The sequence below is a fragment of the Streptomyces sp. RLA131 genome, from assembly GCF_056270125.1.
In genome coordinates this window covers 2,960,463-2,980,164 of the sequence record NZ_JBWDOQ010000002.1, presented here as the reverse complement: position 1 = coordinate 2,980,164, position 19,702 = coordinate 2,960,463, and the positions used below count along the sequence as shown (strand labels likewise).

Here is a 19,702-nt window from a genome sequence, read left to right as displayed (position 1 = left end):
GGCCGCATGCGCAGGGGCCTACGGTGTCCGTCATGCGCATGCGGACCGCACTTGTGTGTGTCACCGCCGGACTCGCGGTGATCAGCTGTACCACCACAGCCCGGGTCGAGGCCCACCCGGCCGCGACAAACGCCTGCTCGTCGGCGGTGAGCATCAGCGGCTTCTCCGACGCACTCGACAAGACGACCTTCGAAGACACCTACGTGGGCAATCTGTCCGCGCTCGCAGTCGACACCGACGGCACGACAGCGGCACTGTCCGACCGGTCCTCGCTCTTCGGCCTGGACGCCAGGACCCACCGGCCCGTACGTGTCGTGCAGCTGGCCGACGAGACCGGGACCGCGCTGGACTCCGAGGCGCTGGTCGTCGACCAGGACGGCACCCGGCTCGTCACCGACGAGACCGCCCCCGCCGTCCGCCGCTACGACCGCTCCGGCACGCTCGTCGGCCGGCTGCCCGTCCCCGCCGCCCTGCTGGTCGCCCCCGCCGGCCGCGCCACCAAGAACCTCACCTTCGAAGGTCTTGCCCTCCAGCCCGGCGGCCGCACCCTGATCGCCTCGATGGAGGGTGCGCTCTCCGGCGACAGCAGCGACATCGTGCGCCTCCAGACCTGGCGGCGGCACAGTTCCAAGAGCGCTTTCCGGCCCGCCGAGCAGTACGGATACCGCGTCGGCACCGGACTGGGCATCTCCGAGATCGCCGCGGCCGGGGACGGCCGCCTGCTCGTCCTGGAACGGGGCTACACCTCCGGCGTCGGCAACACCGTCCGCCTCTACCTCGCCGACCCCCGTCACGCCACCGACACCGGCGGCACCGAGGACCTCACCGGACAGGACGACGTCCGACTGGTCCGCAAGACCCTCCTCGCCGACATCGCGGACTGCCCGTCGCTGGGCGCCACCGCCCAACAGCCCCAGCCCAACCCCCTGCTCGACAACATCGAGGGCCTCGCCGTCACCGGCCGCTCGTCCGGCGGCGCACTGCGGCTGCTCCTGGTCAGCGACGACAACCAGAGCACCGCCCAGACCACCCGGCTGTACTCGCTGACCGTCCGGCTGCCCCGCCGCCTGCCCTAGGCCCTGTCCGACAAATCCCGCCTGTCCCGCGACGCTCCCCCCACCCGGCGGTGGCCGGGGGAGCCGCGGGACCCGCCCTCCGGGCGGCCGGCGCTATTGGTGAGACAGGGCCTGGCGTCCACAGCTGTCCACAGCTGTCCGCGGCAATCCACAGTTATCCACAGGCCTAGGTCCATGGACCGGCCGATGTCGGACCTCTGCCCTAGTTTTGTTGCAGCAGGATGAAATCCGCACGCCAGGGCGTTGCCACATGCTGCGGTGACGGGCTTACAGAGCGGGAGGATCCGGGTGGCGGCGAAGGGCAGTGACGAGGGCGGCAGCCAGGGCTGGCTGCGGAGGCTGATCGCGTACAGCTGGCGGTACCGCCGCAATGTGCTGCTGGCGCTGGGCGCGTCGCTCGGCGGCATGGCTGTCACGGCGCTGGTGCCCCTGGTGCCGAAGGTGATCATCGACGACGTGATCGTGGCGCACGACCGCCCGCTCGCGCCATGGGCGGTCCTGCTGATCACGGCCGCCCTCGTCGTCTACGGGCTGACGTATGTCCGCCGCTTCTACGGAGGGCGGCTCGCCCTCGACGTGCAGCACGACCTGCGAACCGACATGTTCCGGTCGCTGACCCGGCTGGACGGTGCCCGGCAGGACGAGCTGAACACCGGGCAGGTGGTCGGGCGGGCGACGAGCGATCTCCAGCTGATCCAGGGACTGCTGTGGATGTGGCCCATGATGCTGGGCAATCTGCTGCTGTTCGTGATGTCGCTGGTCGTGATGCTGGTCCTGTCGCCTCTGCTCACCGTCATAGCGCTGGCAGTCGCCCCCGCCCTGTGGTTCCTGGCCGACCGCAGCCGCGGCAAGCTCTTCCCCGCCACCTGGTACGCGCAGGGACAGGCGGCGGCCGTCGCCGGGATCGTGGAGGGGTCGGTCACCGGGGTCCGGGTCGTCAAGGGCTTCGGGCAGGAACAGCAGGAGATGGCCAAGCTGGAGAGCGTCAGCGGAAAGCTGTTCGCCGGCCGGCTGCGCACCATCAGACTGAACGCCCGCTACAGCCCCGCCCTCCAGGCCGTGCCCGCGTTCGGCCAGGTCGGCATGCTGGCCCTGGGAGGCTGGATGGCCACCCGCGGCCAGATCAGCCTGGGCACCTTCGTGGCTTTCTCGACCTACCTGGCCCAGCTCACCGGGCCCGTCCGGATGCTCACCATGATGCTCACCGTCGGCCAGCAGGCCCGCGCCGGCGTGGAACGGGTGCTGGAGCTCATCGACACCGAACCCACGCTCGCCGAGGGCTCGCGAGCGCTGCCGCGCGAGGCCCCGGCGACGGTGGAGTTCGACCATGTCAGCTTCGGCTACGACCCCGAACGCCCGGTGCTCGACGACCTGTCGCTGCGGATCGAGCCGGGCGAGACCGTCGCCGTCGTCGGGGCCTCCGGCAGCGGCAAGTCGACGGTGTCGCTGCTGCTGCCCCGCTTCTACGACGCCACCGGCGGCGCGGTGAAGGTCGGCGGCGAGGATGTCCGCGACCTCACCTTCGACTCACTGCGCGACGCCATAGGGCTGGTGCCCGAGGACAGCTTCCTCTTCTCCGACACCGTCCGTGCCAACATCGCCTACGGCCACCCGGACGCCACGGACGAGCAGGTCCTCACCGCCACCCGGCATGCGCAGGCCCACGAGTTCATCGCCAACCTGCCCAACGGCTACGACACCGTCGTCGGCGAGCAGGGACTCACCCTCTCCGGCGGCCAGCGGCAGCGGATCGCCCTCGCCAGGGCCATCCTCACCGACCCGCGCCTGCTCCTCCTGGACGACGCCACCTCCGCCGTCGATGCCCAGGTCGAGGCGGACATCCATGACGCACTGCGCGAGGTCATGGCCGGCCGCACCACCCTTCTGATCGCCCACCGCCGCTCCACCCTCGCCCTGGCCGACCGCATCGCCGTCCTGGAGGCCGGACGGCTGGAGGACTTCGGCACCCACGACGAACTCCAGGCGCGCTGTCCGCTCTACCGGCGGCTGCTCACCGACCCGGACGAGCTCGGCGCGGATGTGGTCACCCACGACCCGGCCGGGGTCGTCGCCCTCCGGCAGGCACCTGCCCCCACCGAGGGCGGCATCACCGCGGAGCTGTGGCCCGAGGACCGCCGCGAGACGGCGGCCGGACGGGCCACCGACAGCGGCGCCGGGGCAGCGGCGGCGACCGCCGCACGCGGCGGCCCCGGCAGCATGGCCGCTGCCATGGCCGGGATGCCCGCCACCCCCGATCTGCTGGCCAAGGTCGCCGCGCTGCCGCCCGCCGACGACGTCCCGGAGGTCGACGAGGCCGAGGCCCGTACCGCCGAACAGGACTTCGGTCTGCGCAGCCTGCTCCGCGGCTTCCGCCGACCGCTGCTGTTCAGCCTGTTCCTGGTCGCCGTCGACGCGATCGCGGGGCTGCTGCTGCCGATCCTGATCCGGCACGGCATCGACTCCGGCGTCCGGCAGGCAGCGCTGGGCGCGGTCTGGGCCGCCTCGTTGCTGGGTCTGCTGATCGTCATCGGCCAGTGGGCCGCCCAGTGGGGCTCCACCCGGCTCACCGGCCGCACCGGCGAACGCATCCTCTACACCCTCCGCGTCAAGATCTTCGCGCACCTGCACCGGCTCGGACTCGACTACTACGAGCGTGAGCTGAGCGGCCGCATCATGACCCGGATGACCACCGATGTCGACGCCCTGTCGACCTTCCTGCAGACCGGTCTGGTCACCGCGCTCGTCAGCCTGCTGACCTTCTTCGGGATCCTCGTCGCGCTGCTCGCCATCGACGTACAGCTCGCGCTGATGGTGTTCGCGACACTGCCTGTCCTCGCCGTCACCACCTGGGTCTTCCGCCGCAAGTCCGTCAAGGCCTACGAACTGGCCCGTGAACGGGTCAGCGTGGTCAACGCCGACCTCCAGGAGCATGTCGCCGGACTGCGCATCGTGCAGGCGTTCCGCCGCGAGGAGGGCGGCGCCGAGCGCTTCTCCGACCGCAGCGACGCCTACCGGCAGGCCCGGCTGCGCGGGCAGTTCCTGATCTCCGTCTACTTCCCGTTCGTCCAGTTCCTGTCCAGCGTGGCAGCCGCCCTGGTGCTGATCGTCGGCGCCAACCGGGTCACCGCGGGCACGCTGAGCGCGGGCGCCCTCGTCGCCTATCTGCTCTACATCGACCTGTTCTTCTCGCCGGTCCAGCAGCTGTCCCAGGTCTTCGACGGCTACCAGCAGGCGTCGGTCTCCCTCGGCCGGATACGCGAGCTGCTGCACACCCCGACGGCGACCCCGGTCGCCGACACCCCGCGCGAGGTCGGCGAGTTCCGAGGCGAGATCACCTTCGACGACGTCCACTTCCGTTACGCGCAGGACTCCGCGGAGGCTCTGACCGGGGTCTCCGTGCACATACCCGCCGGGCAGAGCGTCGCCTTCGTCGGGGAGACGGGCGCGGGCAAGTCGACACTCGTCAAGCTGGTCGCCCGCTTCTACGACCCGACCGGCGGCACGGTCCTGGTCGACGGGCACGACATCCGCGACCTCGACCTCACCGGCTTCCGGCGCAGGCTCGGCGTCGTACCGCAGGAGCCGTATCTGTTCGCCGGGACGGTGCGCGACGCCATCGCGTACGGGCGGATGGACGCCACCGACGCCGAGGTCGAGGCCGCCGCGAGGGCGGTCGGCGCGCACGAGATGATCGCGACGCTCGACGGTGGCTTTCTGCACACCGTGGCCGAGCGCGGGCGCAATCTCTCCGCCGGTCAGCGGCAGTTGATCGCCCTGGCCCGCGCCGAGCTGGTCGACCCCGACATCCTGCTGCTCGACGAGGCCACCGCCGCCCTCGACCTCGCGACCGAGGCGTTGGTCAACCAGGCCGCCGACCGCCTCGCGGCGCGTCGCACCACGCTGGTGGTCGCCCACCGGCTCACCACGGCCGCCCGGGCCGACCGCGTGGTCGTCCTCGACCACGGCCGGGTCGTGGAGGACGGCACACATGACGAACTGCTGGCGCGGGACGGTCGCTACGCCTCCCTGTGGCGGACCTTCGTCGGCGAGGACGAGAACAAGGAGGCGGTGGCCTAGCGGCCGCCGGAGACGCCGCCGGCCACGAGGTCACCGTCCGGCGGGTCACAGCCGGCGGCCGCAGCCGACCCCCGCCGACCCCAGGCCCACGTAGAGCGCCGTCCCGGCCGGGCAGCCGGGGCGCTTACCGGCCACGGAGTCGATCCGGTACTGCGGCTTGCGCTTGCGCGAGCCGTCACAGGGCGTCTCGCGCACCTCGCCCTCGCGGGAGGTGTAGACGCAGTCGCCGGTGACGGTGCGGGGGCCGCCGCCCTCGCCCGGGTCACCGGGGTGGGGCGGGTCGAGGTTGCGCATACAGGCGTAGCCCCGGGGACGGCCGGCCGAGACGGTAAGGACGAAGTCCGTACTCCCGGGGCAGCGGTCGCCGGCGCGGGAGACGGCGGACGGGAGCGCCGGGACGGACGGAGTGGGCGAGGCCGGCAGCAGCCCGTACAGCCGGTACAGGACGCGGGCGGTCGCCGCCGGGTCGGAGCAGTCGTCCTCGCGGAACGCGCCGACCGGGTCGGCGGTCGCGCACTCGCCCTTGGAGAGGAAGACCCCGTCGTCCCGCGCGGTCCGCGAAGGACTGCCGGAAGCCTTTCGGGGCGGGGGGTCGGCGCCGTCGGCACTCGCCGTGCAGCCGGACACCAGCGGCCCGCACAGCAACAGCACGGTCAGCGGCAGGGCCGCCCGCCGCGTCCGACCGGAAAATGCATAAATGCGCATGACCGCCCCTCAATGCGTCCCCCGGGGGCATATGCGCGGCAGCACCCCTTTCGTGAGGATAGGGCTTCGGGCCGGACCGCGTCAGGGCGTTCCCGAGGTCACGCTCATGAGGTCAGGTGGACAGCAGACGTCCGGCGACGGCGATCACGGCCGCGTAGTGCTGTGCCCGGATGCAGCGGATGCCCTCGTCCCCGGTCGGCACCGCGCTCACCGCCCCCCGTCCGGGGCCGATCAGCAGAGCCGCGCCGGTGGGCCTGCAGCCGGACAGCAGGTAGGCCATGCGCCGTTCGCCGCTGCGCACCGGGGGGCGGGCGGCGAGCTGCTTGCGCACGGTGGCGGCGCCACGCCGCGGCAATTGGCTCAGGAACCTGTCGAGGTCACCCGCCCCGGTGACGTCGGTGCCGGCGTCGTCACCGGCGGTCCGGCCCGGGGCCGTGTCCAGCCGGGTGAAGGCCATGGTTTTCCCGGGACCCGGGGGATCGGCCCGCTCGTCGGCCTCCTGCGCGAAGCGCGGACGGTCCGGCAGCTGCCCGCGCGGCACTTCGAAGACCGTCACCACATGGTTGGCCGCGAAACACTCCGTGGGCGGCCTCGGCTGGTCGACCCCGAGGGCCAGCCGCTTCGAGGCGTCAAGAGCGAGTACGGCGTCGGTGGCCGCGCTGCAGCCCGTCGTCCTCGACCAGCCCACCAGCACCGTGCGCGAGAAGTCGGTCTTCGCCGCCCGAGTGGCGATCTCCTCGGCGATCTCCGGCGCCGTTTGCGCGAAGTAGCCCGGGAACCGTGCCAGGTCGCTCTCGCTGTCGAGCACGGTGTGCACGTCGGGGACGCCGTGCACGGTCGTCGCGAACTCGATCCGGCGGAATCCCGCAGCGGCCGGGGAGGAGGACGGACCGCCACCGGCGCTGTCGGAGGGGGGCGCGCCCGCTGCGGGCTGCTGCCGGCCGCAGGCGGCGGAGAGGGTTGTCAGCGACGCGGCCAGCAGCGCCACCGACACCGCTCTGCGAAGGCTCACCAGCAGCATGCGGGTTGGACGGGGACGACTCGCTGTCGGTTCCATGCGGCCCATGGCCCCATGGTCGGCCATCAGCCGCCCTCCGGCCTCCAATGCGCCCGCAACACGCGCACCGCCTCGGTGATCGCCGGGCGCCTCGCCGCACCCGTACGCCACACGGCGTACAGTCGCCGCACCGGCATCGGCTCCAGCGGGACCACCACCACGCCGTCGGGCAGCGGCCCGCGTCCGAGCCGGGGCACCAGTGCGATGCCGATGCCGGCCGCGAGCAGCGCCAACTGCGTGCGGTACTCGGCCACCTGGAAGGCCAGCTCCGGCTCGGTGCCCGACTCGCGCAGCGTCCGCACCAGCCAGTCGTGGCAGACCGTCCCCGGCGGCTGGCAGATCCACCGCTCGTCGGCCAGGTCCTCGCGTACGACGTGACCGCGCGACGCCAGCCGGTGCCCGGCCGGTACCAGCACGTCGCAGCGGTCGTCGCCGATCACCGCCCGCTCCAGCCCATCGGGAGAGGGAAGCGGCGCGATGTCCCAGTCGTGGGCCACCGCCAGATCCACCACGCCCCGCGCCACCAGGTCCACCGAGAGATGAGGGTCGACCTCCATCAGGCGCAGTTCCAGGGACGGATGGGCCGCGGTGAGCTCGGCCAGCACCCCGGGCAGCAGCCCGCAGGCGGCGGTCGGGAAGGCTGCCATCGTCAGACGTCCGGCGGGCCGCCCGCGCTGTTCCTCCAGCGCGACCTCCGCCTCCTCCACGATCGACATCAGCTGCTGCGCGGTCGCGACCAGCAACTGTGCGGCGTCGGTCAGCGCGACCCCGCGCCCACGCCGCTCCAGCAGCCGCGTCCTGGTCTCCCGCTCCAGCTTGGAGATCTGCTGCGACACCGCGGACGGCGTGTATCCCAGCGCCGTCGCGGCGGCGCCCACCGAGCCGTGCGCGTGCACCGCGTGCAGGGCGCGCAGGCGGGCCAGATCGAGCATCGGCTCATCACCACCATGTAGCAGACGTAAATCCAACGGTGCAGAAATCATCGCTGGTGCTGAACACTACGCCACGGCGAAGCTGGGTCCCATGAGATCGTCCGCCGTCCCGCGCCCAGCCGCCCGCCGCCCCGACCGTCCCGCCGCCGGCCCTGCCGCGATGCGCCCCGCCCACCTCGCGCTCGCCGTCCTCGTGGCGGCCCTGTGGGGCATCAACTTCGTCGTCATCGACGTCGGGCTCGACCACTTCCCGCCGCTGCTCTTCTGCGCACTGCGCTTCCTGGTCGCCGCCGTACCGGCCGTCTTCTTCGTTCCCCGCCCCAAGGTCGCCCTGCGCTGGATCGTCTCCGTCGGACTCACCCTCGGTGTCGCCAAGTTCGGCCTGCTCTTCATCGGGATGAACCAGGGCATGCCGGCCGGCCTGTCCTCCCTCGTTCTCCAGATCCAGGCCGTCTTCACCGCGTTGCTGGCCATCACGCTGCTGGGCGAACGCCCCGGCCGGGCCCGCCTGGCCGGTATGGCCGTGGCCTTCGGCGGCATCGTGCTGGCGGCCGTCGACGAAGGAGCCTCCGGCCCGCTCGGCGCCTTCGCCCTGGTCATCGCGGCCGCCGCCTTCTGGGGTGTGTCCAACGTCCTCACCCGCAAGGCCGCCCCGCCCGACGCCCTCAGCTGGATGGTGTGGGTCAGCATGGTGCCCCCGCTGCCGCTGTTGGTCCTCTCCCTGCTCTTCGAGGGCCCCGGCGCCGACCTCGAAGCCCTGAGCGGCCTGGACTGGAGCGGCGCCGGAGCCATCGTCTACGTCGCCTGGGTCACCACGGTCTTCGGCTTCGGCGTGTGGGGCTTTCTGCTGCGTACGTACGACGCCTCCGCGGTCGCCCCGTTCTCGCTGCTCGTGCCGGTGTTCGGCATGTCGTCGGCCGCGTTCCTGCTCGGTGAGGGCATCGGCCCGCTGCGCTGGGCCGCGGCCGTACTGCTGGTCGGTGGTGTCGCGGCGACGACGGTCAGGCCGAGTCGTCGAGCAGCCGCATCAGATACTCCCGGGCCGGCCCCAGCAGATCCGGAAGCTCCGCTGCCTGCGGATACCACCGCTTCTCGTACTCCCAGCACAGCCAGCCGTCCCACCCCTCGCGGCTGAGCTGCTCCACGGTCTCCGCCAGCGGCAGCACCCCCGCGCCCAGCGGCAGCGGAGTGGTGTCCTCGGCCGATGTGATGTCCTTGACCTGCACGTATCCGAGGTACGGGGCCAGTGCCTTGTACGAAGCCGCAGGCTGCTCTCCGCCCAGCCAGGTGTGCATCACGTCCCACAGCGCTCCCGCCCCGTGGTGTCCCACCAGGCCGAGGATCCGGGCCACGTCGCCACCCGTACGGTGCGAGTCGTGCGTCTCCAGGAGCAGCCGTACGCCCCGGTCGGCGGCGTACGGAGCCACCGCGGCGAGCCGCCGGGCGGCGATCGCGTCGCCGTCGGGACCGTCGGCTCCGGGAAAGACCCGCACATAGGAGGAGCCGAGATCGGCGGCGAGGTCCGCATGCGCACGCAGCGAAACGAGTACCGGCTCGTCGTCACCCGATGCCGCGGCCTTCGTGTACGAGGCGATGCCCGTGACCTCGACGCCGGCTGTACGGAAAGTGGTAGCCACCTCGGCCCGTTGAGCGGCCGTCAGCCCGGTGTGCACCGGTTCCTCGTCCGCCGCCGCACGCAGTTCCACGCCGTGGAAGCCGTGGTCGGCGGCGAGTTGGAGCACATCGCGGACGGGAAGAGCGGGCACACCGAGGGTCGAGAATGCGAGTTTCATCCTTCGGACGGTACAACACCCGCCCCGGCCCGGCGTTGCGCGAGGCTCCGCGCCGGGCCCGGGTCGGAGCCGGACCGGTTCCGGCCGTCAGCGTCGCGCGCGCAGCCGTCAGCGCTGCGTGCGCGGCGCGCCGGTGGAGGCCCGCACCATCAACTCGGTGCGGACGGTGGCCACTCCGCCCGGCGGGGGTGACTGGCGTCCCATGACCAGCCGCCCGGCCCGGGCCCCGGCCTCCTGGAGGGGGATCCGTACGGTCGTCAGCGCTGGCACGGCGTCGACGCTGAACGGCAGGTCGTCGAAGCCCGCGACGGACACGTCCTCGGGGATCCGCAGCCCCTGGTCGCGCAGCGCGGCGCAGACACCGAGCGCGACCGTGTCGTTGGCGGCGACCACCGCGGTGAGTCCGGGCTCCCGGCGCAGCAGTTCGAGCGCGGCGTCGTAGCCGGAGGACCGGTCGTAGTAGCCGTGCACGGTGAGCCGCTCCAGCTCGGCGGGGGAACCGCCGACGCCCGCCGCGGCCAGCGCGGCACGGTGGCCTTCGAGGCGGTGCCGGGTGGTGGTCCGCTCGGCGGGACCGGCCACGTACCCGATCGTGCGGTGGCCGAGTGCCAGGAGATGCTCGGTGAGTCGCTGCGCGCCCCCGCGGTTGTCGAAGGCCACGGTTATCACGGGCTCGGCCGTCGACTCCGCGAGCGGGGCGGGCAGCGGCTGCAGGGGCGGCCTTCCGCACAGCACGATCCGGGTGCCGGAGGCCGCGAGCCGGGCCAGCCGGCCGGCCACCGCGTCGGTGTGCTCGGTGCCCTCGACGGCGCCGCCGGTCAGGACGACGCCGGCCGCGCGCTGCCGCTCCAGCAGCGTCAGATAGTTCAGCTCGGCCTCGGCGGAGCCGCCGGTGTTGCAGACCACGGCGAGCTTGCCGCCCCCCGGCACGTCCGTCTCGCTGATCTCGCCCTGCACGGCGCTCGCGATCAGTCCGAAGAAGGGGTCGGCGACATCGTTGACCAGCACGCCCACCAGGTCGGAGGTGGCGGCGGCCAGGGCACGGGCATGCCCGTTCACCACGTAGTCGAGGTCCTCGACGGCCCGCAGCACCCGTTCCTTGGTGCTGCCTGCGACGGGGTAGTTGCCGTTCAGTACACGGGACACGGTCGCGGCGGACACTCCGGCACGCGCCGCGACGTCGGCCAGGGTCACTGCCATCTTTTCTGCATCCTTCGGGTCGTTCTCCCCCCGGGCCCTCCGCCCGTCGCGGCACATGCTCTCACCTAAGGGCTTGCAGATGATTAACGTGTTGCTTCTTGTTGCGGTGCTCGTTGGTGTGGCATGGGCGTATCGGAGGGGACGCGGTCTCAACTCGCTGGGAAGTTCGCGGTGTTGCTTCCGCATCTGGACGAGCGGCAGCGCCGTCTGGCGATAGGAGCTGAAGCCCAGGCTCTGGGTCATGGCGGGGTCCGGGCCGTGGCCTTGGCGGCGGGGGTCAGTGAGGTGACCGTCTCGAAGGGTGTGGCCGATTTGGAGTCGGGCCGCGCCCCGCTGGGGCGGGTGCGCCGGTCGGGTGGCGGCCGCAAGAAGCTCGCTGATCTGGACCCTGGGCTGCGGCCTGCGCTGATGGCCCTGGTCGAACCGGACGAGCGGGGGACCCGATGTCGCCGTTGCGGTGGACGACGAAGTCCACCCGTCGGCTGGCGGACGAGCTCACCCGGCAAGGGCACCGGGTGTCGGCTGACACCGTCGGTGACCTGCTGCGGGAGGAGGGCTTCAGTCTGCAGGGGAACGTCAAGACCCTGGAGGGGAAGCAGCACCCTGACCGGGACGCACAGTTCCACTACCTCAACGAGCAGGTCCGCGAGCACCGGGACGTGGGCGAGCCTGTGATCAGCGTGGACACGAAGAAGAAGGAACTGGTCGGCGAGTTCAAGAACAGCGGCCGTGAGTGGCAGCCTGCCGGCGAGGCGGTGCGGGTGAGCGTGCACGACTTCGCCGATCCTGAGCTGGGCAAGGCTGTCCCCTATGGAATCTATGACCTCGCGGCGAATGCCGGCTGGGTGAACGTGGGCTGTGACCACGACACCGCCGCCTTCGCGGTCGCCTCGATCCGACGCTGGTGGCACGGCCTGGGTCAGGACACCTACCCGCGGGCGTCACGGTTGCTGATCACCGCTGATGCCGGAGGTTCCAACGGCTACCGGACACGAGCCTGGAAGATCGAGCTGGCAGCCCTGGCCGCCGAGACCGGGCTGACGATCACCGTCTGTCACCTGCCGCCGGGCACGTCCAAGTGGAACAAGATCGAGCACCGGCTGTTCTCCCACATCACCATGAACTGGCGCGGCAGGCCCCTGACCAGCCATGAAGTCATCGTGCAGACCATCGCCGCGACCACCAGCCGCAGCGGCCTGCGCGTCCACGCGGAACTCGACACCGGAACGTATCCGACCGGTGTCCGGATCGGCGACGCGGACATGGCTGGCTTGCCACTGACCCGGCATGCCTTCCACGGCGACTGGAACTACGTCCTGCACCCCAGGCTCGCCGACACCTGCCAAGCCATCGAAGAGCAGGCGCCGACCAGCGGGTGGAACCCAGACTTCTTGTCCGATCCCGCGCTGACCGGGATGCTCCGGCAACAACTGGATGTGCTGACCCTCGCGCTGGCCGCCCTTCATGACGCCCAGCCCGGTGCCGGAATGGGGCGTCCGCCCAAACTGCCCTTCACCGAACAGGTCCTGGCCGCCGTGCTCCACCTGCGTCTCGGGCTGCCCGCAGAGCCCCTGGCTGTGCTGTTCGGCAGCAGCCGGGCCGCAGTGCACCGCACCTTCCACAAGATCAGGCGCTTGCTCCACCAGCACGGAACCGTCATCCCACCCGCGACGACCCCACCCGCCGAACTGGCCACCCTCCACGCGCGTGTACTCGCGCAGAGCAACCCACCCACCTGAAGATCAAAGCAACACATTAATCATCTGCAAGCCCTAAGGGCTGTCCCGCAATCCCCGACGGCCTCCTGACAGGCCACAGCCACTCGCGGCGTTGGCGGAAAAATCCCAATAGAACCACTATGGGGATGTTCCGCCGCCTTGCGGCTGGCCGCCTCCGACGCCGCTCGCTGATCCACCAGCTGATCCACCCGGGGATTACGGGACAGCCCTTGGTGCAGGCCCGGTCGATCTCCGCGGCGTCACGGGCCCTTGTCCGAGGGCCCGCAACCCGCCTAGTGTCAGCCTACGTGCAAGCGCTTACTGACGAGGCCGAGGAGCCGCCCGTGCCCACCGACGACCCTGCTCCCCGCATCCGTGCCGCCGTTGTCGGCACCGGCGCCATCGTCACCGGATCCCATCTTCCCGCCCTCCGGGCCTTCGGCGACCGCGTCGAACTCGTCGCGGCCGTCGACATCGACGCCGACCGGCTCAAGGCCTTCTGTGAGACGGCCGGTCCCGCTGTCACCGGCTACACCGACCTCGACGCCATGCTGGCGGCCGAGCGCCCCGGCCTCGTCCTGATCGGCACACCGCCCGCCTTTCACCGCGACCAGACGGTGGCCGCGCTGCGCGCCGGGGCCTGGGTGCTCTGCGAGAAGCCGCCCTGTCTCTCCCTCCAGGAGTACGACGAGATCACCGCGGCCGAGGGTGCCGAATCGGGCCCGTACGCAGCCATCGTCTTCCAGCACCGCTTCGGTTCCGGCGCCACCCATGCCCGCGAGCTGCTCGCCGCCGGCGAACTCGGCGCCCCCCGGGTCGTCCACTGCCAGACGACCTGGCACCGCGACACCGCCTACTACTCCGTGCCCTGGCGCGGCACCTGGGCCAGCGAGGGCGGCGGCCCGGCCATGGGCCACGGAATCCACCAGATCGACCTGATGCTGGACCTGCTCGGCGGCTGGTCCGAGATCCGCGCCATGGCCGCCCGCCTCGTCCACGACGTCGAGACCGAGGACGTCTCCGTCGCCACCGTCCGCTTCCCCGGCGGGGCCCTCGGCACGGTCGTCAACAGCGTCCACTCACCGGATGAGGTGAGCCGTATCCGTATCGACTGCGCGGACGCCACGGTCGAACTCGTCCACCTCTACGGCCACCGCAACGACAACTGGCGCTACACCCCGGCTCCGCATGTGGCCGCCGACCACGATCGCGTCGAGGGCTGGCGGCATCCCGCCGTCGACGTCCCGAGCTCTCATATCGCCCAGACAGGTGAACTTCTGGACGCCATGGCGGAGGGCCGCCGCCCGCGTGCGTCCGGCCCCGACGGCCGGACAAGCCTGGAGTTCGTGGCCGCGCTCTACAAGTCGGCGTTCACCGGACAGCCGGTGTTCGCGGGCGAGATCGGCCCCGGCGACCCGTACTACAGCCACTTGCACGGCGGCCATCCGCAGTGGGCTCCGCAGTCGTTCCGGAAGGAGTCCTGATGGGCGACCCGATCAGCGTCACGCACACCCACGGCGAGCGCGTCTCCGTCTCCTCGGGCGGCACCGAGCTGCTGTCGTACGTCTACCGGCCCGACCCGGAGCCCTACGAGTCGCGCAAGCCGTACGCCCACCCCGTACGCACCCTCGCCGGACACGTCGTCACCGGCTACCGCCCCAACGACCACCGCTGGCACAAGGGTCTGCAGATGACCGCCAGCCATCTGTCCGGCCAGAACTTCTGGGGCGGCAACTCCTACCTCGGCCCCGACCGGGGCTACCAGCGGGTGCCGGAGCGGGTCGGTTCCATGCGCCATGACGCCTTCGAGGCCTTCGACGCGGGCGCGGACAGCCTGGCCTTCACCGAGCGGCTCAGCTGGCTCTCGCACACCACGGAGCGCTGGTGCGACGAACGCCGGGACATCACCGTCCACTCGGTAGACGCCGCCGAGGGCGCCTGGGTACTGGACTGGGCCATCCACCTCACCAACGCCCGTCAGGAGCCGCTCCGCTTCGGCAGCCCCACCACCGCGGGCCGTGAGATGGCCGGGTACACCGGCCTGCACTGGCGCGGCCCCCGTGACTTCAACGAGGGCACCGTCCTGGCCGGTGGCGGGCTCGCCGGGGAGGCGGCCACCATGGGGCAGCAGGCGCCCTGGCTCTCCTTCGGCGCACTCCACGACGAGGTCGACGCCTCCTCGACCCTCGTCTTCGCCCATGCCCCCGAGAACACCGACGCCATCCACGCGTCGCACTGGTTCGTACGCGAGCAGCCCACGCCCACCGTCGCCGTCTCCTGGGCGTTCCACGAGGAGTTCGAGCTTGCGCCCGGCGAGTCCTTCGCCTACCGCTACCGGGTGATCGTCGCCGACGGCAGCTGGGACGCCGAGCGCACCGGGCATTACCTCAAGGGCATTCCGTGGTGACCCCGGCCGCCTCCCCGCCGCTCCCCGGCGCCATTGGCCTCTCCCATCTGCGGCCCTATGACTGGGAGGCCGCCGACGGCGTCTGCGGTGGCAGCCCCCATATGCATCTGGCGTGCACGGAGGCGTATGTCGTGACCGGCGGCCGGGGCGCCGTCGAGACCCTCACCGCCGCCGACGGCTACCGCAGCACCCCGCTGGAACCGGGCTCGCTGGTGTGGTTCACCCCCGGCACCGTCCACCGCATGGTCCAGGGCGACGACCTGCGCGTCACCGTCCTGATGGAGAACTCCGGCCTCCCGGAGGCCGGCGACGCCGTCTTCACCTTCCCGCCCGGTGTGCTCGCCGACCCCGGCGTCTACGCCCGCGAGGCCGCGCCCCCGGACGGCGCCGAGGCCGCCCGCCGCCGCCGCGATCTGGCCGTCGAGGGCTACCTCGGCCTTCGTGAGGCGGTCACGTCCGGTGACCCCGGACCGCTGCTGGAGTTCCACCGCGCGGCGGTTCGCCTCGTCGCCCCCAAGGCCGGTTCCTGGCAGGCGCCGTGGCGTGCCGGTCCGCTCGCCGCCGCCCACCGCACCGGCGAGCAGCTGGCCGCACTCGTCGCGGGAGACCCCGCCCATCTGGCCCGGGCGGCCGTCGTCAGCACCGGCCCTTCCCGCCGGGGCGGTTACGGCATGTGCGGCCGCCGCGACGAGTACGGCGGCCAGTAGGGCCTGCGGCAGGGCCTACTGGCCGCCGACCCCGCGCCCGGCCACGCGCCGGTGCGGGGTCCGGCGGCCGTGCCCGGCATGTCCGGGGTGCCGCCGCTGTGGCGGAAAGCGCTTGTGGCACTTGCTGCCTCTTGTCGAAATCATTCGATTCCGGCTACGCTCAACAGCGAGAAAGCGCTTACTGTTCGGCCCGGGGCCGGTCGATCGAGAGGAACCCCACGTGACACGCAAGACAGTGCGGATCGCCATGAACGGCGTCACCGGCCGCATGGGCTACCGCCAGCACCTCGTCCGGTCGATCCTCGCGATCCGCGAGCAGGGGGGCCTTGAGCTGGGCGACGGCACCACCCTGTGGCCGGAGCCGATCCTCGTGGGCCGCCGGGAGGGGGCGCTGCGCGCCCTCGCGGACAAGCACGCCCTCGACCCGTCCCTGATCTCCACCGACGTGGAGGCCGTTCTCGCCGACCCCACCGTCGACATCTACTTCGACGCACAGGTCACCGCGGCCCGTGAGGAGGCGATCAAGAAGGCGATCGCCGCCGGCAAGCACATCTACACCGAGAAGCCCACCGCCACCGGGCTCGACGGCGCCCTCGACCTCGCCCGCCTCGCCATCGCCGCGGGCATCAAGCACGGCGTCGTCCAGGACAAGCTCTTCCTCCCCGGCCTGCTCAAGCTGAAGCGGCTGATCGACGGCGGATTCTTCGGCCAGATCCTCTCCATCCGCGGCGAGTTCGGGTACTGGGTCTTCGAGGGCGACTGGCAGTCCGCCCAGCGCCCCTCCTGGAACTACCGCTCCGAGGACGGCGGCGGCATCGTCGTGGACATGTTCCCGCACTGGGAGTACGTGCTCCACGAGCTGTTCGGCCGGATCCGCACCGTCCAGGCGCTCACCGCCACCCACGTCCCGCAGCGCTGGGACGAGCAGGGCAAGCCCTACGACGCGACCGCCGACGACGCCGCCTACGGCATCTTCGAACTCGACGGCGGCGCGATCGCCCAGATCAACTCCTCCTGGGCCGTTCGCGTCAACCGCGACGAGCTCGTGGAGTTCCAGGTCGACGGCACCCACGGCTCGGCCGTCGCCGGGCTGCGCAACTGCCGTGTGCAGCACCGCTCCGCCACCCCCAAGCCGGTCTGGAACCCGGACATCCCGGCCACCGAGGTCTTCCGCGACCAGTGGCAGGAGGTCCCGGACAACGCCGACTTCGAGAACGGCTTCAAGGCGCAGTGGGAGCTCTTCCTGCGCCACGTCTACCTCGACGAGCCCTACACCTGGGACCTCATGGCCGGAGCCCGCGGTGTGCAGCTCGCCGAACTGGGCCTGAAGTCCTCTGCCGAGGGCCGCCGCTTCGACGTACCGGAGCTGAGCCTGTGAGCATCCTGCTGCCCGATGAGAGCGGAACGCTACGCGCGTACGAGCCGCGCACCGAGCCCGTGTCGTACGCCGCCGAGGGCGCGCTGCGCAGCCGCATCGTCTATTCGGCCGCCCATGTCGTCGCCGACCCCTTCCGCAGTGCCCCGGACGAGCCGGCGGCCGTGGACTGGGACGCCACACTCGCCTTCCGCCGCCACCTGTGGTCGCACGGCCTCGGCGTGGCCGAGGCGATGGACACCGCCCAGCGCGGCATGGGCCTGGACTGGGCCGGCGCCGCGGAGCTGATCCGCCGCTCCTCCGCCGAGGCGAAGGCGGTCGCCGGCCGCATCGCCTGCGGTGTGGGCACGGACCAGCTGACGGCGCCCGCCACCACCCTGACCGAGGTCATCAAGGCGTACGAGGAGCAGCTCGCCGTCGTCGAGGAGTCCGGCTCGCAGGCGATTCTGATGGCGAGCCGTGCCCTCGCCGCGTACGCCAAGGGTCCCGACGACTATCTGGAGGTCTACGGTCACCTCCTGCGGCAGTCCGCCGAGCCGGTCGTGCTGCACTGGCTGGGCCCGATGTTCGACCCGGCGCTGACCGGTTACTGGGGCAGCGAGGACCTGGACGCCGCCACCGGTACCTTCCTCGACGTCATCGCCGCGCACCCGGACAAGGTCGACGGCATCAAGATGTCCCTTCTCGACGCGGGCCGCGAGATCGACGTCCGCCGCCGCCTCCCCAAGGGCGTGCGGTGCTACACCGGGGACGACTTCAACTACCCCGAGCTGATCGCCGGCGACGAGCAGGGGTTCAGCCATGCCCTGCTCGGCATCTTCGACCCCCTCGCCCCGGTCGCCGCCACGGCGGTCCGCACCCTCGACACCGGGGACAGGGACGGCTTCCGCGCCCTGCTCGACCCCACCGTCGAGCTGTCCCGGCACCTGTTCGGCACCCCGACCCGCTACTACAAGACGGGCGTGGTGTTCCTCGCCTGGCTGTCCGGCCACCAGTCGCACTTCACAATGGTCGGTGGTCTGCACTCGGCACGCTCCCTCCCGCACCTGGCCCGGGCCTACGAGCTGGCGGACCGCATCGGGCTGTTCCCCGATCCGGCGCTCGCCGAGTCCCGTGTCCGCGATCTTCTCTCCGTGTACGGAGTGTGACAGTGACCACTGACAACGCCGGCCCGTCCCGGCTCAGCATCAACCAGGAGACCGTCCGCCAGCTCTCCCTTCCGGAGCTCCTGGACGGCGTCACGGCCCTCGGCATCACCGGCATCGGCCTGTGGCGGGCCCCCGTCCAGGAGTACGGGGTCGAGGCCGCCGCCAAGCTCGTCCGGGACGCCGGCCTGACCGTCACCTCGCTCTGCCGGGGCGGCTTCTTCACCGCGTCCGACTCCGGCGAACGCAGGGCTGCCCTCGCCGACAACCGGGCCGCCGTCGACGAGGCCGCGACCCTGGGCACCGACACCCTGGTCCTGGTCTCGGGCGGCCTGCCGGCCGGCGACCGGGACATCGCCGGGGCCCGTGAGCGCGTCGCCGACGCCATTGCCGAACTCGCTCCGTACGCCGCCGGGCAGGGAGTGCGGCTGGCGATCGAAGCGCTGCACCCGATGTACGCCTCCGACCGGTGCGTGATCTCCACGCTCGGGCAGGCGCTCGACATCGCCGAGCGCTTCCCGGCGGAGCAGGTCGGTGTGGTCGTGGACACCTACCACATCTGGTGGGACGACCAGGTGGGCGAGCTGATCGACCGTGCGGGTGCCGGTGGCCGGATCGCGTCCTTCCAGCTCGCGGACTGGATCACTCCCCTTCCCGAAGGGGTGCTGCTCGGCCGGGGCCAGCTCGGCGACGGCAGCATCGACCTGCGCTGGTTCCGCGAGAGGGTGGATGCCACGGGCTTCGACGGGCCGATCGAGGTGGAGATCTTCAACCCCTCCCTGTGGGCCAGGGACGGCGCCGAGGTGCTCGCCGAGATCGCCGACCGGTATCGCGCACACGTGCTCTGAGAAATTTTTCAAATTTCTTCGGACAGCTGTGCAACCTTTTGGCGCAGACGGGGGTCGTACTTGTCATCAGGCCCCGGAGGGGGCTCGCAGGGGCCTGATGCATGGGGGAAAGCACGGCGTCCGGAGGGGGGCTCGGGACATCGTGCAGGGGAGGGAACGCCGAAGGGGTCCGGCTCAGGCCGGACCCCTTTCGCCTTGGCCACGCCGACTCCCGGCCTCCGGCCTCCGGCCTCTGCCGTCCGCCTTTCAGGCGCGTGCCCGTCTGGCCAGCACCGCTGCTGTCACCGGGACGACGATCTCCAGGGCCCCGGCCACCGCCTCCAGCGGCAGTCCCTGCTTCCGTGCCACCGCCCGCGCCGCCGGTTCGGCCGCCTTTTCCAGCACCCCGGCGACCAGACCGCTCCCACGCGCGACCGCTCCCGCCCGCGGCTCGGGCTCCACGGCTGCCTGCGCGATGGCCTGGCACAGCTCGGCCGTGCCGCCCGGGGTGAGGGAGTCGTCCGTCAGCACCCCGGTCAGCGAGGCGACCGAGCCGCTCACGACGTTCCGCGCGGCGTCGGTGTCGGTATGGAGGAGGCCGGCGATCTCCTGGATCCGGTCGTCACCCAGCTCGGCCAGCACCTCGTCGTTCAGCGGTCGGTCGGTCATGTTCCGGACGGTAC

13 protein-coding genes and 3 pseudogenes are annotated in these 19,702 nt (G+C 71.7%); 10 read left to right on the top strand and 6 right to left on the bottom strand.

All coding sequences use genetic code 11. From position 1 onward, the window contains the following. The first annotated feature begins 32 nt into the window (after window positions 1–32). Together RWE79_RS14465 and RWE79_RS14460 are read left to right on the top strand one after the other, a co-directional pair. The gene (locus tag RWE79_RS14465; RefSeq protein WP_475940477.1) at window positions 33–1,076 is read left to right on the top strand and encodes an esterase-like activity of phytase family protein; all 1,044 of its coding nucleotides are present in this window, start codon (window positions 33–35) and stop codon (window positions 1,074–1,076) included. Window positions 1,077–1,364: 288 nt separating this feature from the next. Beyond that, a complete protein-coding gene (locus tag RWE79_RS14460; protein WP_475945811.1) occupies window positions 1,365–5,153 on the top strand; it encodes an ABC transporter ATP-binding protein in 3,789 nt (1,262 codons plus the stop codon). Window positions 5,154–5,198: 45 nt separating this feature from the next. Here the strand turns inward: RWE79_RS14460 and RWE79_RS14455 are convergent, their stop codons facing one another. The 3 genes from RWE79_RS14455 to RWE79_RS14445 form a co-directional block, all read right to left on the bottom strand. Further along, a complete protein-coding gene (locus tag RWE79_RS14455) occupies window positions 5,199–5,858 on the bottom strand; it encodes a hypothetical protein (RefSeq protein WP_475940476.1) in 660 nt (219 codons plus the stop codon). Window positions 5,859–5,970: 112 nt separating this feature from the next. Then, window positions 5,971–6,870 (bottom strand): hypothetical protein, encoded by a 900-nt coding sequence (locus RWE79_RS14450; RefSeq protein ID WP_475940475.1) that lies wholly within the window; start codon window positions 6,868–6,870, stop codon window positions 5,971–5,973. Window positions 6,871–6,941: 71 nt separating this feature from the next. Beyond that, entirely contained in the window at window positions 6,942–7,847 is a 906-nt protein-coding gene (locus tag RWE79_RS14445) for a LysR family transcriptional regulator (RefSeq protein ID WP_475940474.1), read from the bottom strand. A 160-nt stretch (window positions 7,848–8,007) separates the two neighbouring features. Between RWE79_RS14445 and RWE79_RS14440 the strand changes: the two genes are divergently transcribed. Beyond that, a complete protein-coding gene (locus RWE79_RS14440) occupies window positions 8,008–8,982 on the top strand; it encodes an EamA family transporter (RefSeq protein ID WP_475945809.1) in 975 nt (324 codons plus the stop codon). On the opposite strand, the pseudogene RWE79_RS14435 reads toward RWE79_RS14440, so the two are convergent. Together RWE79_RS14435 and RWE79_RS14430 are read right to left on the bottom strand one after the other, a co-directional pair. Continuing rightward, window positions 8,975–9,640: pseudogene (locus tag RWE79_RS14435) on the bottom strand (sugar phosphate isomerase/epimerase family protein); the annotation flags it as partial. The gene RWE79_RS14440 and the pseudogene RWE79_RS14435 sit on opposite strands and share 8 nt — an antisense overlap. Before the next feature lie 108 nt (window positions 9,641–9,748). Further along, on the bottom strand, window positions 9,749–10,840 hold the full coding sequence (locus tag RWE79_RS14430) for a LacI family DNA-binding transcriptional regulator (RefSeq protein ID WP_475940473.1): 1,092 nt from the start codon (window positions 10,838–10,840) through the stop codon (window positions 9,749–9,751). Window positions 10,841–10,963: 123 nt separating this feature from the next. On the opposite strand from RWE79_RS14430, the pseudogene RWE79_RS14425 reads away from it, so the two are divergent. The 7 genes and pseudogenes from RWE79_RS14425 (at window position 10,964) to RWE79_RS14395 (ending at window position 19,040) form a co-directional block, all read left to right on the top strand. Next, a pseudogene (locus RWE79_RS14425) lies at window positions 10,964–12,579 on the top strand (ISAzo13 family transposase). A 323-nt stretch (window positions 12,580–12,902) separates the two neighbouring features. Beyond that, window positions 12,903–14,042 carry a Gfo/Idh/MocA family protein gene (locus tag RWE79_RS14420; protein ID WP_475940472.1) on the top strand — a complete coding sequence of 380 codons (1,140 nt, stop codon included), beginning with the start codon at window positions 12,903–12,905 and terminating at the stop codon, window positions 14,040–14,042. Beyond that, window positions 14,042–14,965 (top strand): DUF6807 domain-containing protein, encoded by a 924-nt coding sequence (locus RWE79_RS14415; protein WP_475940471.1) that lies wholly within the window; start codon window positions 14,042–14,044, stop codon window positions 14,963–14,965. Before RWE79_RS14420 ends, RWE79_RS14415 begins: the two co-directional genes overlap by 1 nt. Further along, entirely contained in the window at window positions 14,959–15,672 is a 714-nt protein-coding gene (locus tag RWE79_RS14410; RefSeq protein ID WP_475940470.1) for a cupin domain-containing protein, read from the top strand. The genes RWE79_RS14415 and RWE79_RS14410 overlap by 7 nt, the downstream gene beginning before the upstream one ends. 220 nt (window positions 15,673–15,892) lie before the next feature. Next, complete coding sequence (locus RWE79_RS14405; protein ID WP_475940469.1) at window positions 15,893–17,050, top strand: Gfo/Idh/MocA family protein; 1,158 nt, start codon at window positions 15,893–15,895, stop codon at window positions 17,048–17,050. Beyond that, window positions 17,047–18,195 carry a dihydrodipicolinate synthase family protein gene (locus RWE79_RS14400; protein ID WP_475940468.1) on the top strand — a complete coding sequence of 383 codons (1,149 nt, stop codon included), beginning with the start codon at window positions 17,047–17,049 and terminating at the stop codon, window positions 18,193–18,195. Before RWE79_RS14405 ends, RWE79_RS14400 begins: the two co-directional genes overlap by 4 nt. 2 nt (window positions 18,196–18,197) lie before the next feature. Further along, window positions 18,198–19,040 (top strand): sugar phosphate isomerase/epimerase family protein, encoded by an 843-nt coding sequence (locus RWE79_RS14395; protein WP_475940467.1) that lies wholly within the window; start codon window positions 18,198–18,200, stop codon window positions 19,038–19,040. Window positions 19,041–19,286: 246 nt separating this feature from the next. Here the strand turns inward: RWE79_RS14395 and RWE79_RS14390 are convergent. Next, window positions 19,287–19,655 (bottom strand): annotated as a pseudogene (locus RWE79_RS14390) (DUF937 domain-containing protein); the annotation flags it as partial. Window positions 19,656–19,702: the final 47 nt, after the last annotated feature.